Origin of the sequence: Bacillus sp. 95MFCvi2.1, assembly GCF_000374965.1 — a bacterium.
Classification (GTDB): domain Bacteria; phylum Bacillota; class Bacilli; order Bacillales; family Bacillaceae_G; genus Bacillus_A; species Bacillus_A pseudomycoides.
Window position 1 is genome coordinate 1 of the sequence record NZ_KB895747.1, and the last position, 11,857, is coordinate 11,857.

Annotated in this window: 15 protein-coding genes and 1 rRNA gene; 2 read left to right on the plus strand and 14 right to left on the minus strand. The window is 37.8% G+C overall.

Annotated elements, in window-relative coordinates:
• Both C568_RS0129305 and C568_RS0129310 read right to left on the minus strand, forming a co-directional pair.
• Window positions 1–200: ribosomal RNA gene (locus C568_RS0129305) — 16S ribosomal RNA — on the minus strand; the annotation flags it as partial.
• A gap of 222 nt (window positions 201–422) precedes the next feature.
• Window positions 423–641, minus strand: a complete 219-nt coding sequence (locus C568_RS0129310; RefSeq protein ID WP_006093093.1) for a hypothetical protein — start codon at window positions 639–641, stop codon at window positions 423–425.
• A 398-nt stretch (window positions 642–1,039) separates the two neighbouring features.
• On the opposite strand from C568_RS0129310, the gene pdaB reads away from it, so the two are divergent.
• The gene (gene pdaB, locus C568_RS0129315) at window positions 1,040–1,804 is read left to right on the plus strand and encodes a polysaccharide deacetylase family sporulation protein PdaB (protein ID WP_006093094.1); all 765 of its coding nucleotides are present in this window, start codon (window positions 1,040–1,042) and stop codon (window positions 1,802–1,804) included.
• A gap of 213 nt (window positions 1,805–2,017) precedes the next feature.
• Here the strand turns inward: pdaB and C568_RS0129320 are convergent, their stop codons facing one another.
• Entirely contained in the window at window positions 2,018–2,632 is a 615-nt protein-coding gene (locus tag C568_RS0129320) for a KinB-signaling pathway activation protein (RefSeq protein WP_006093095.1), read from the minus strand.
• Window positions 2,633–2,770: 138 nt separating this feature from the next.
• On the opposite strand from C568_RS0129320, the gene gerD reads away from it, so the two are divergent.
• Entirely contained in the window at window positions 2,771–3,391 is a 621-nt protein-coding gene (gene gerD / locus C568_RS0129325) for a spore germination lipoprotein GerD (protein ID WP_003205520.1), read from the plus strand.
• 71 nt (window positions 3,392–3,462) lie between these two features.
• On the opposite strand, the gene C568_RS0129330 is transcribed toward gerD, so the two are convergent.
• The 11 genes from C568_RS0129330 to C568_RS0129385 all read right to left on the minus strand — a co-directional run.
• Window positions 3,463–4,530 carry an Mrp/NBP35 family ATP-binding protein gene (locus tag C568_RS0129330; protein ID WP_018783612.1) on the minus strand — a complete coding sequence of 356 codons (1,068 nt, stop codon included), beginning with the start codon at window positions 4,528–4,530 and terminating at the stop codon, window positions 3,463–3,465.
• A gap of 148 nt (window positions 4,531–4,678) precedes the next feature.
• Window positions 4,679–5,392, minus strand: a complete 714-nt coding sequence (gene cwlD / locus C568_RS0129335; RefSeq protein WP_018783613.1) for an N-acetylmuramoyl-L-alanine amidase CwlD — start codon at window positions 5,390–5,392, stop codon at window positions 4,679–4,681.
• 66 nt (window positions 5,393–5,458) lie between these two features.
• Window positions 5,459–5,887: a DUF2521 family protein gene (locus tag C568_RS0129340; RefSeq protein ID WP_003194397.1), complete on the minus strand. Its 429-nt coding sequence runs from the start codon at window positions 5,885–5,887 to the stop codon at window positions 5,459–5,461.
• A gap of 413 nt (window positions 5,888–6,300) precedes the next feature.
• On the minus strand, window positions 6,301–6,693 hold the full coding sequence (rpsI, locus tag C568_RS0129350; protein ID WP_000079986.1) for a 30S ribosomal protein S9: 393 nt from the start codon (window positions 6,691–6,693) through the stop codon (window positions 6,301–6,303).
• Window positions 6,694–6,714: 21 nt separating this feature from the next.
• Window positions 6,715–7,152, minus strand: a complete 438-nt coding sequence (gene rplM, locus C568_RS0129355; RefSeq protein ID WP_001260793.1) for a 50S ribosomal protein L13 — start codon at window positions 7,150–7,152, stop codon at window positions 6,715–6,717.
• Window positions 7,153–7,304: 152 nt separating this feature from the next.
• Window positions 7,305–8,048, minus strand: a complete 744-nt coding sequence (truA, locus tag C568_RS0129360) for a tRNA pseudouridine(38-40) synthase TruA (protein WP_029427978.1) — start codon at window positions 8,046–8,048, stop codon at window positions 7,305–7,307.
• A gap of 14 nt (window positions 8,049–8,062) precedes the next feature.
• Complete coding sequence (locus tag C568_RS0129365) at window positions 8,063–8,857, minus strand: energy-coupling factor transporter transmembrane component T family protein (RefSeq protein ID WP_018783616.1); 795 nt, start codon at window positions 8,855–8,857, stop codon at window positions 8,063–8,065.
• Window positions 8,845–9,726: an energy-coupling factor ABC transporter ATP-binding protein gene (locus C568_RS0129370; protein WP_018767976.1), complete on the minus strand. Its 882-nt coding sequence runs from the start codon at window positions 9,724–9,726 to the stop codon at window positions 8,845–8,847. The genes C568_RS0129365 and C568_RS0129370 overlap by 13 nt, the downstream gene beginning before the upstream one ends.
• The gene (locus C568_RS0129375; protein ID WP_003194387.1) at window positions 9,702–10,544 is read right to left on the minus strand and encodes an energy-coupling factor ABC transporter ATP-binding protein; all 843 of its coding nucleotides are present in this window, start codon (window positions 10,542–10,544) and stop codon (window positions 9,702–9,704) included. The genes C568_RS0129370 and C568_RS0129375 overlap by 25 nt, the downstream gene beginning before the upstream one ends.
• A gap of 111 nt (window positions 10,545–10,655) precedes the next feature.
• Window positions 10,656–11,018, minus strand: coding sequence for a 50S ribosomal protein L17 (gene rplQ / locus C568_RS0129380; protein WP_000331491.1), 363 nt, complete (start codon window positions 11,016–11,018; stop codon window positions 10,656–10,658).
• A gap of 35 nt (window positions 11,019–11,053) precedes the next feature.
• A partial coding sequence (locus C568_RS0129385) for a DNA-directed RNA polymerase subunit alpha (protein ID WP_018783617.1) occupies window positions 11,054–11,857 on the minus strand: 804 nt, incomplete at its 5' end.

Here is an 11,857-nt window from a genome sequence, read left to right on the forward strand (position 1 = left end):
CACCATGCGGTGCAAAATGTTATCCGGTATTAGCCCCGGTTTCCCGGAGTTATCCCAGTCTTATGGGCAGGTTACCCACGTGTTACTCACCCGTCCGCCGCTAACTTCATAAGAGCAAGCTCTTAATCCATTCGCTCGACTTGCATGTATTAGGCACGCCGCCAGCGTTCATCCTGAGCCAGGATCAAACTCTCCAATAAAGTTAGTTTGTCTAGCATCTAAAATAAAAATTGACGTTTCACGTTGTTTGTTTCGTTCAGTTTTCAAAGAACTTGTTTGCCGCTCATTTGCGACTTCCTTATGTTAACATCTTCGTTTTTCGATGTCAACTAAGTTTTTTAATTTCTTTTTTCGCTTTCTGCTGTTCTGCATCAGCGACGGTTATTAATTTATCATATATTAACTACTTGAGTCAACACTTTTTAATAAAAAATTCTTTTTCTTACATAACGGATGCATTCTTCTGCATTTGCTACTCTTCTAAATAAACAAAAGAGAATTTTATATCGTTCTTCCATTGTCTTTTTTACGACATCATGTATTCGCTCGTCTGCAAAATCAAATAAAAGCTCATCCAGCTCTCTCTTCAATACATATTCTATTTCTTTCTGTTCTTCTTTTGTAATCATAATCCCAAGCAAACTATCACCTCAACAATTACTCATATGCCTATATAAATACAAATTAAAAAACCCACATAAACTCTAATCTTTAGGGTGGGAGAGAACATCCGGTCATGCATAGGAGCGATCAGACCCTCTTTCCGCGCCCTATGCCAAATTAAAACAAAGAGAGAAACGAGTGCAAATCACCCTTTGTTCTTCCTAGCAGCGACTTATATGTTAGAAAATCAAAACATATATATAAAATAACGTAATATATTCATCAACTCTAATGACGAATGCATCACCACCAAAATTACAATTCATACTATATTGTCCATTATATCCATTTCCTACGATATTAATCGTTCAGTTCTCTTTTCAACTTTTTGAGCATATAAGTAACTGAAAAGGATTGGACAAAGGGGCGGAGTATTATGTTTTTCTTTTTTATAACAAGTAAACGTAAATTTAAGCACATTAGTTTAATTATTATACTGTCCTTGTTTACAGCATGGCTTCTTTTTTTTAAGACATATTCTCATCAATCGGCTTTTTCAACTGCAACTGGTCCAAAAGTCATTTACAAAGGCGATACCGCAAAAAAACAAGTTGCGTTAACATTCGATATTAGCTGGGGAGATAAAAAAGCAGTTCCTATTCTTGATACTTTAAAAGAAAGAGAAATTAAAAATGCGACTTTCTTCCTTTCTGCAGCATGGGCAGAAAGACACCCCGATATTGTCGAACGGATTATACAGGATGGTCACGAAATTGGCAGTATGGGATATAACTATACATCTTATACTTCTTTGGAGGCGAACGAAATGCGAAGAGACCTTTTACGTTCGCAAGATGTGTTTACAAAGCTTGGCATAAAACAAGTCAAGCTCTTGCGGCCTCCTAGTGGGGAATTTAATAAAACAGTTCTCAAAGTAGCAGAGTCTCTTGGATATACTGTTGTACACTGGAGTAATAATTCAAACGACTGGAAAAACCCTGGTGTAAATAAAATTGTATCAACAGTTGCTAACAATCTACGAGGTGGAGACATCGTTTTATTACACGCTTCCGATTCGGCACTTCAAACAAATAAATCTCTACCGCTGCTCCTGCAGAAATTAAAAAGCGATGGCTATGAGCAAGTATCTGTATCACAGCTTATTTCTAACACAAGCGCAAGAAGTAATGACATAAAGTGAAAATTTAATCAGTGGGAATTCTCCCCGCTGATTATTAGCCCTCACCAATCGGGCTTTTATGGACCGTTCATCTTGCACCTAACCTCTTTAATTCCGCTGAATTTTGAGGTGGAAGTGTTACTGTCCGCAAATAGCAGGATAAAAATCCCCCATACTAAAAAGGATACAGCACCCCATACGAAAGGTGCTGTATCCTTTTTCACTCGTATATTGTTAACTAACTGACTTACTTCTTTGTCCTATTAAACGATGTAATATGAGTAACTGATATGCATTACACAATAAAAGTGGTATAACCATCAAATATAACCAATCAGTATCATTAATCCGAAGCGCCGGTACCCATTCAAGGATTGTTACGACGACCATAAAGAATAAAGCCGGTATAAACGCTTTTTTATTCGTCTCTTTACTCTTTATATAGGCTACAAGTGCTCCAAATAAAAACAACATTCCTGCTACAAGAATATTATTCCCAAACGAAACATCTCCATTTGCAACGAGTACCGATCTTAAATAAACAAAATCAAAAAGTACAAATGCAATGAAAAAGAGCTGAACTGCGTTCCAAAGAGCAGACGATCGGAACATTCCTAGTCCAAAACGATGAACTGTTAAATACGCAAAAAAGCCCATTTGACTAATTACGCTAAAAATAAAACCAACGCCAAGTAACCAAAAAGAAATCATTAGAATCTCTTTACCGTCGAAATTTTGAAAAAATTTAGCGTACTTGTCCCATCCTAAAATAAAACCAATAAGGATTGTACTAATCCCCCCAAGTAGCAACGTCGTTAAAAATAGTCGTACCCATTTTCGGCTATTCACAACACATCCCCCATTATTGATATATTTCTACTTAAATTGTATCAATGACAATTTCAAAAAGCTAGCCATGAACATGTATAAATTCCTCTAAGATATTTATATTAAAAAAGAGAACTGTGTTGAAAGGAGCTCCAGCTAATGAAACGGATGCTGCTCGTTTTAGTTTCTTCACTTCTTTTTACTGTACTTGTCGCATGTGCACAAGGAAAAGAAGCGAAATCTGAATTAGATTACGATCAAACAAAAAAAATGATTGTCGATATTTTAAAAACCGATCAAGGAAAAAAAGCAATTCAAGATGTATTAACAGATGAGAAAATGAAACAAGCACTTATATTGGATGAAACTGTGGTCAAAAAAACGATTGAAGATGCGATGGTATCCGAAAAAGGGCAGCAGCTTTGGGAAAAACTATTTAAAGACCCAGAGTTTTCAGCGAAATTCGCAAAAAGTATCAGTAAAGAACAAACAGCCTTAATGAAAACTCTATTAAAAGACCCTGAATATCAAGCAGGCGTTATAGAAATCATGAAAAATCCCGAAGTAGAGAAGATGATGCTACAAACAATGAAAAGCAAAGAGTATCGTCAATATTTACAACAAGTATTAACAGAGTCCGCTGAAAGTCCACTCTTCCAAACTAAGATAATTGATATCATTAGCAAAGGTATTGAAAAAGCCGAAAAGAGCGGCGGCTCTGAAAAAAAAGAATCTGGCGGAGAAGGCGGTTCAAAAGGCGGAAGCAAAGAACAAAAATAAAACAACTCCTTGCACATAAGAAATTCCCCATCACCACATACAGGATGGGGAATTTTTCTACTTGCATAAATTTATTTTTGTTTAACTGATGTTCTATCAATAACTTGCTCCGCTATCGTCCGATAGATGACACCCGTTTTATGTGTATCCTCGTATACCGATGGCGCAAAATCTTCTTTATTCCAATCTGGTTGCTGAAGTGGGATTCGTCCTAATACATCTGTTTGTAATTCTGCGGCTAACTTATCTCCTCCGCCTTTTCCAAACACATACTCTTTCTCACCGGTTACTTTACTCTCGAAGTAAGCCATATTTTCAACAACCCCAAGAATACTATGTTCAGTACGAAGTGCCATAGCACCTGCACGAGCTGCAACAAATGCCGCTGTTGGATGAGGCGTTGTTACAATAATTTCTTTACAAGATGGTAGCATTGAGTGAACATCTAAAGCCACATCCCCTGTACCTGGCGGCAAGTCTAATACTAAATAGTCTAAATCGCCCCATTCCACCTCTGTAAAAAAGTGATTTAACATTTTACCAAGCATTGGCCCTCTCCAAATAACAGGAGCATTGTCTTCTACAAAGAAGCCCATTGAAATTACTTTTACCCCTAAGCGCTCCACTGGAATAATTTTATCGCCTCTTACGATTGGACGTTTTTCGATTCCCATCATATCAGGTACACTAAAGCCATATATATCAGCGTCAATAATACCAACTTTCTTTCCTAAACGAGCTAATGAAATCGCAAGGTTTACAGAAACAGTTGATTTACCAACTCCGCCTTTTCCACTTGCAACTGCTAAAAATGTTGTTTTAGAATGCTCTGATAATAAAGATTGACTTTCTTTCTCTTCTTGCGGTGGCGCAAACTGCGCTAGCTCTTCCTCTGTAAATTCAGCGAAACGCAAACCAACCGTTGCTGCTCCAAGTTCTTTCACAAGCTTCACAATAGTAGCCTGCAATTGCATTTGTTCAGCAGTCCCTGTTTTTACAATTGCAATTTTAACACTGACATGCTCTTTCTCAGGCTTTATATTTACCTCTTTAATTGCATTTGTTTCTTTTAATGTTTTATGTAGAAATGGATCATTAATCCCTTCAAGCGCCTCCACTACTTGCTCTTTCGTTACCATAATCAGCCCAGCCCCCTGTATGAAAAATAAAGTCATGTTAAATAAATTGGGTTTATTTATTTTCATTTCCAAAATAAATGCGTTTACATTTCCAGTATAACATATTTTCCGAAAACTTCGTTAACGAGAGGAACTCAAAAAACCCTCCTTACTCAGGAGGATTTCCTTTTTCCGTAAAATAACGTAGTATTCCCCGGTATATCGCAGCTGCAACCTTTTGCTGATACTTCTCTGAATTTAACATATATCGTTCATTTACATTCGATAAAAAACCAGCCTCAACTAAAGCACCTGGTGTTTTTGCATACTTAAGTAAATAAACACGGGAGATTGTTTTAGCTGAGCGGTTCGTATTTTCTAGGCTAGTTCGCAATTCAGCCTGTATAAACTTTGCTGCACGCTCATTTTCAATTAAAGACCGATAATAAAACGTTTGTGCTCCCTTCGAACTACTGCTAGGCAAAGCATTTAAGTGAACACTCACAAAAAAGTCTACATCCGGCTTATTAATAATCTCTACACGTTTTTTGAGATCTTCTGCTTTGCGCCTACTATATGACTTTGTGTCTTTATCAGCTAGATCATAATCTCCCTCTCGCGTTAAAATAACTAAAGCACCTTGTTCTTGCAAATAGTCTTGTACCATTTTTGTAATTTCAAGCGTAATGTCTTTTTCTACAATATCCTTACCACCAACCGCCCCTCCATCTGGTCCACCATGTCCGGCATCTAGTACAATTACTTTTCCAGATAAGGGTAAATTCCAAGCTCTCCACGATTTTGCAATTTGAAATTCTTGTTTTACCAAGAAAAACAGTACAACCGCAGCAAGCATAAAAGAGATAATTCGAATTCTCTTCATACCTTTCCTCCTCCAGCTAGTCCCTCTAATTACTTATATGGGACAAGAGGAAAGTTTATGCTTCTCTTAATGCAGCTTTAAACGATATCTTCTTTCACCCTTTTCATATCCTTCGCGCCACCATGAACTAATAAACTGTTCACAGGACTCATACAGCAACTCCTTATCGTTTGATTCTATCTCCCGCATGGTCATGCTTGTTAAAAATTGAAACAACATTTCTGTTAATTGCTGCTCCTCTTCTAAAGCTCTATATTTCACATCAAAAAAAGATTCACCATAATAGCCAAATTTGCTATATCTTGCTCCTAATAAGTACGATTCAATTCCAAGTTCAATACAATAATCCTCGTACTGTCTGTGCAGCTCTTTCATATCGAAGGCATCACGAATATTAGATCTTAATGTTTTTAATGATAGTTCGCGAAGCATCTTCCGTTCATATTTCAACTGCTTTTCTTTTTGTTTTTCTTGTAAGCTAACAATGACATTCATAGCACTTATAAACCTCCCTAATACGTATTAGTCTAAACTTCTAAAGATGAAGCATACGTAAGAAGGCAGCACTAAAATATTCCAAGCAATAATAAGGGGACTAAAAATAATTGAGGATAATTATATAAATAAAAAACAATATAAAACCTTTCTCTGCCCCCTGCCAACCAAGTTTAAACAAAAAGAACATACGAGTGCAGGTTACCTTTTGTTCTTCATAGCAGTGATTTATATTGTGAAAAATTAAAATAAATTTATCCCGTAAGCTCACGATGGGTGGAAGTTTCACTTTATATAGTTCCATTAGGCATATTGAACTCCCCCCACCTTCACTTCGTTTAGAGGAGCGGGTCTTACTGGTTGAAATAATAAAAAACCCCAGCCAATAGACTGGGGTTTGAAGTTCGCAAAAATTAACGTTTTGAGAACTGAGGTGCACGACGTGCGCCTTTAAGACCGTATTTTTTACGCTCTTTCATACGTGCGTCACGAGTTAATAGACCTGCACGTTTTAATGTTAGACGGTATTCTGGGTCAGCTTTTAATAAAGCGCGAGAGATACCGTGACGAATAGCACCAGCTTGACCAGTGTATCCACCACCATTTACGTTTACAAGTACATCGTAGTTACCTAAAGTTTCTGTTGCAACTAGAGGTTGTTTCACTACTTCACGTAATGCAGCAAATGGGATATAGTTTTCAAAATCACGACCGTTAATGATAACGCGTCCTTCGCCTGGAACTAGGCGTACGCGTGCTACTGAACTCTTACGACGTCCAGTACCATAGTATTGTACCTGTGCCAATGTAAGCCCTCCTTTAATTAATTATCCGCGAAGTTCGTAAACTTCTGGTTTTTGTGCTTGGTGTGGATGCTCAGCTCCAGCATACACATTTAATTTTTTAGACACTTGACGTCCTAAACGTCCTTTTGGAAGCATGCCTTTAATTGCAAGCTCTAACATTTGTACAGGGTAGTTTGTACGCATTTCTAGAGCTGTTCTTTGTTTAAGTCCACCTGGGTGGTTAGTGTGACGGTAGTAAATTTTATCGTTTAATTTATTACCTGTTAAATGAATTTTCTCAGCGTTAATAATAATTACATGATCACCCGTGTCAACGTGTGGTGTAAATGTTGGTTTGTTTTTACCACGTAAAATGGATGCTACTTCACTAGCAAGGCGACCTAAAGTTTGACCTTCAGCGTCAACCACATACCATTTACGCTCAACTTCGTTAGCTTTTGCCATAAAAGTCGTACGCATGTGTTTCCCTCCTCGTTATCTTTTCCATAGAAAAAATCTATTGTTTATCTTAAACACGATTTCCTTCCGGGGCTAATCGTGGTTTTAGAAACAATACCATATGTTATGATATCCTTTTGAGTTTCTAATGTCAAGCAAATGTTACACCAGGATTAGTTGTTATAGTTTACCTGCCATAAATAAAGCCCATGCCCTGGCACCATCTTCCCTGCAAAACGACGATCTTGTTTTTTTAAAATCTCTGGAATGCTGTCAGGAACCATCTTTCCTTGTCCTATGCTAAGTAGTGTACCAACAATAATTCGAACCATATTATATAAAAATCCATTACCTACAAAACGAAAAATTAACTCATCATCTTGTTCCATTAAATCTATTTCATAAATTATTCGCACTTTATCCTTTTTGTCAGTTTTTGTCGAACAAAACGAAGTGAAATCATGTGTTCCAATAAAATAAGGAATTGCTTTTCTTATAGATTCTATCTCAAGTGGATATGGATACTGGTATACGTAATTTCTACGGAATACATCAGCATTTTTAGATAATAATACACGGTAGCGATATTCTTTTCTCTCAACACCATAGCGTGCATGAAAATCTTCTGTTTTTTTCTCTACTTGCCTGACAACTATATCGTCTGGCAGCATCGTATTTAAGGCATTCATCCATTGCCATTCTTCAAGAGACAACGGTGTGTCAAAATGAATAACCTGTCCTCTTGCATGAACAGTAGAATCTGTTCGTCCTGATGCCTGAACACGAACAAGCTCTCCTTTATGCAACTTTTGCAGAGCTTTCTCTATTTCTTGTTGAACAGTACGATGCTGCGGTTGAATTTGATAACCGCAAAAATTGATGCCATCATATGCAACTGTACATTTTATTCTTTCCATTTCTCTATTCTCCATTACGATCGCACCCATGCTAGAATACATGCTAAACAAAGTAAACTTACTATCGTTAACGTATCGCTTGTTTTCCAGCGTAGCTGCCTAAATTTAGAACGTCCTTCACCACTTTGATACCCACGCGCTTCCATTGCAATCGCTAAGTCCTCAGCACGCTTAAAAGCACTAATAAAAAGCGGTACAAGCAAAGAAATAACCGCCTTTAATCGATCCTTTATCGGCCCACCAGAAAAATCAATACCACGGGATGCTTGTGCTTTCATAATTTTACTCGTCTCATCCATTAATGTTGGAATAAAACGAAGAGAAATAGACATCATCAATGCAATTTCATGAACAGGAACCTTTATACGCTTTAATGGCTTTAACAATGTTTCCATACCATCAGTAATTTCAATTGGTGTTGTTGTTAACGTTAATAATGTCGTCATTAAAATAATGACAAAGAAGCGTATAGAAATATATATCCCTTGCTCTAATCCCTTTTCATGTATCGAAAACCAACCAAGCTCAAGCAGTACATCCCCTTCTTTATTTGTAAAAATATGCAGAAAAAAGGTAAACAGAAAAATCCATAAGATTGGTTTTAAGCCCGAAAGTACATAACGAATCGGCACTTTTGCAAAAAATAAAGCAATGAGTGCATATAAAAATAAAAGTCCATATGAAATCGCATTATTTGCTAAAAAGACAACAAATACATATAAAAAGACAATCAACAGCTTCGCACGTGGATCAAGTTGATGAATGAGTGACCTACCTGGAATATATCTCCCAATAATCAACTGCTGCATGATTCATGACCACCTTTTCGTAACACCTGTACAACTTCATGAGTAAGATCCTCTAAAGATAAGGTAGCCTTCGGAATCGAAATACCAAACTTCTCTTCAATTGCACGTTTATACTTTAAAGACATTGGAAGATCCACGCCGATTTGTTCTAACTCATCTGCATGTAAAAATACTTCCTCTGCTGTTCCTTGCAAAAAGACCGTTCCTTTATGCATAACCACAATTTGATCCGCATATTTAGCAGCATCCTCCATGTTATGGGTAACAAGGATTACTGTAAGCCCCTGTTCCTTATGAAGCTTATAAAACATCTCCATAAGCTCATGCTGTCCTTTAGGATCAAGCCCTGCTGTGGGTTCATCTAATACAAGCACTTCCGGTTCCATCGCAAGTACGCCTGCTATTGCAACACGTCTCATTTGTCCACCACTTAACTCAAACGGCGAACGCGCTAATAGCTCTGGATCCAATCCTACAATCTCAATTGCATCCCTCGCCTTTTGTCTTGCCTCTTCTTCCGATACTCCGAAATTTGAGGGTCCAAAACAAATATCTTTCTCAACTGTTTCTTCAAATAACTGATGCTCTGGAAATTGAAAGACAACCCCTACTTTTTTTCGTAGCGGCTTTAATTTCTTTTCTTTCTTTTGTGAGGAAATCAAATGCTCCCCAATTTGGACCGTGCCATTTGTCGGCTGCAATAAACCATTTAAATGTTGAATCATCGTCGATTTGCCGGAACCAGTATGACCGATAATGGCATAATACCCCCCACTTGGAAACGACACGTTTACATCATAAAGCGCGCGTCTTTCAAATGGAGTTTTATATTGATAACGATGCTCTACTGTTTGGAATGTAATCTCCAAAGTTCGTTCACCAAGCTTTCCATTGTAAGATGCGTATTTTGCAGTGGAATTTCATTTCTTTTTAATAATTCTGCTATTTTCACTGAGAATGGTACATCTAATCCGATTTCCCTAAGCATATGAGAGGACTTGAAAATTTGCTCTGGCGTACCTACCTCTAATATTTCTCCCTGATTCAAAATGATAACACGGTCTGACTGTGCAGCTTCTTCCAAATCATGCGTAATCGATAACACGGTAATACCTTTTGTATCCACAAGCTTCCTCACCGTTTCAATTACTTCACGTCGTCCTTGTGGATCTAACATCGATGTTGCTTCATCCAATATTAAAATAGATGGTTGCAATGCTAGCACACCTGCAATTGCAACACGTTGCTTTTGTCCACCAGATAACGAATGAGGCTCTTCATTAAGAAACTCTTCCATTCGGACCATCTGCAGCGCTTGATTCATCCGTTCTACCATCTGTTCCCGAGGCATCCCGATATTTTCAAGACCAAATACAACATCATCCTGCACTGTGGTCCCGACAAATTGATTATCTGGATTTTGAAATACCATACCTATTTGCTTTCGAATATCCCATACCGTTTCTTCAGATAAAGTCATTGTATCATTTACAACAATCGTGCCTGATTCCGGTAAAAATAAACCATTTAATAATTTTGCAAGTGTAGACTTTCCTGAACCATTTTGTCCAATTACAGAAACCCATTCTCCCTCATATAAAGAGAATGATACGTCTTTTAGCGCATAAGAAGTTGCCCCGGGATATTGAAATGATATATTTTGCGTGCGAAGTTTCTCTTTTTTCAATGCAAGGCACCCTCTCTCATTACTTCATCAAGTTAGCCTATTTTCTATATTTAAAAAAAAAGGGCCACGACCAGTTACTTGAAAAGAACTGTCCTGCCCTTTTAATTATCATTATACTAACTCGATAATTACCATTGGTGCTGCGTCTCCGCGACGTGGACCAATTTTTGCAATACGAGTGTATCCGCCTTGACGCTCAGCATAGCGTGGAGCTACATCAGCGAATAATTTTTGAAGTGCATCTTGACCAGTCTCAGCATTAGCAACTTCATTGCGGATGAAAGATGCAGCTTGACGGCGAGCATGAAGATCTCCGCGTTTACCTAAAGTGATCATTTTTTCCACTACAGAACGAAGTTCTTTTGCACGAGTTTCTGTCGTTTGGATGCGCTCGTTGATAATTAAATCTGTAGCTAAGTCACGTAACATAGCTTTACGTTGCGCACTTGTACGGCCTAATTTTCTGTATGCCATTCGTAGTTCCCTCCTTTGTTGATGAGATTAAATCCTCAGTCGTCTTTACGTAAGCCTAAACCTAATTCCTCAAGCTTATGCTTAACTTCTTCTAAGGATTTACGTCCTAAGTTACGAACTTTCATCATATCTTCTTCTGTTTTGTTCGCAAGCTCTTGTACAGTATTAATTCCTGCACGTTTTAAGCAATTATAAGAACGAACAGAAAGATCAAGTTCTTCAATAGTCATTTCTAGAACTTTTTCTTTTTGATCTTCTTCCTTCTCGACCATAATCTCAGCATTTTGTGCTTCATCAGTTAAACCAACGAAGATATTTAAATGCTCAGTTAAGATTTTGGCACCTAAAGAGATAGCTTCTTTTGGCCCGATGCTTCCATCCGTCCATACATCAAGCGTAAGCTTATCATAATTTGCCACTTGTCCGACACGTGTCTTTTCCACTTGGTAAGTCACACGTGATACTGGAGTATAAATAGAATCAATAGGAATAACTCCTATTGGTTGATCTTCGCTTTTATTTGCATCAGCTGGCGTATACCCACGGCCACGCTTTGCAGTTAAACGCACGCGGAAATGCGCATCTTTTGCTAACGTCGCAATGTATAAATCTGGATTTAAGATTTCAACATCACTATCGTGAGTAATATCAGCAGCTGTGACAATACCTTCGCCCTGTACATCGATTTCCAACGTCTTCTCTTCTTCAGAGTAGATCTTAAGAGCTAACTTTTTCAAGTTTAAGATGATCGTCGTAACGTCCTCTACTACGCCCTCAACTGTTGAAAATTCGTGTAATACGCCATCAATTTGGATAGCAGTTACAGCGGCACCAGGGAG

Coding starts and splice junctions, on each gene's coding strand:
- C568_RS0129340 (WP_003194397.1), bottom strand. CDS start 5,887: ATGAATGTCATTGTTAGCTTACAAGAAAAACAAAAAGAAAAGCAGTTG.
- pdaB (WP_006093094.1), top strand. CDS start 1,040: ATGTTTTTCTTTTTTATAACAAGTAAACGTAAATTTAAGCACATTAGT.
- gerD (WP_003205520.1), top strand. CDS start 2,771: ATGAAACGGATGCTGCTCGTTTTAGTTTCTTCACTTCTTTTTACTGTA.
- truA (WP_029427978.1), bottom strand. CDS start 8,048: ATGGAAAGAATAAAATGTACAGTTGCATATGATGGCATCAATTTTTGC.
- rplM (WP_001260793.1), bottom strand. CDS start 7,152: ATGCGTACGACTTTTATGGCAAAAGCTAACGAAGTTGAGCGTAAATGG.
- C568_RS0129365 (WP_018783616.1), bottom strand. CDS start 8,857: ATGCAGCAGTTGATTATTGGGAGATATATTCCAGGTAGGTCACTCATT.
- C568_RS0129330 (WP_018783612.1), bottom strand. CDS start 4,530: ATGGTAACGAAAGAGCAAGTAGTGGAGGCGCTTGAAGGGATTAATGAT.
- rplQ (WP_000331491.1), bottom strand. CDS start 11,018: ATGGCATACAGAAAATTAGGCCGTACAAGTGCGCAACGTAAAGCTATG.
- cwlD (WP_018783613.1), bottom strand. CDS start 5,392: ATGAAGAGAATTCGAATTATCTCTTTTATGCTTGCTGCGGTTGTACTG.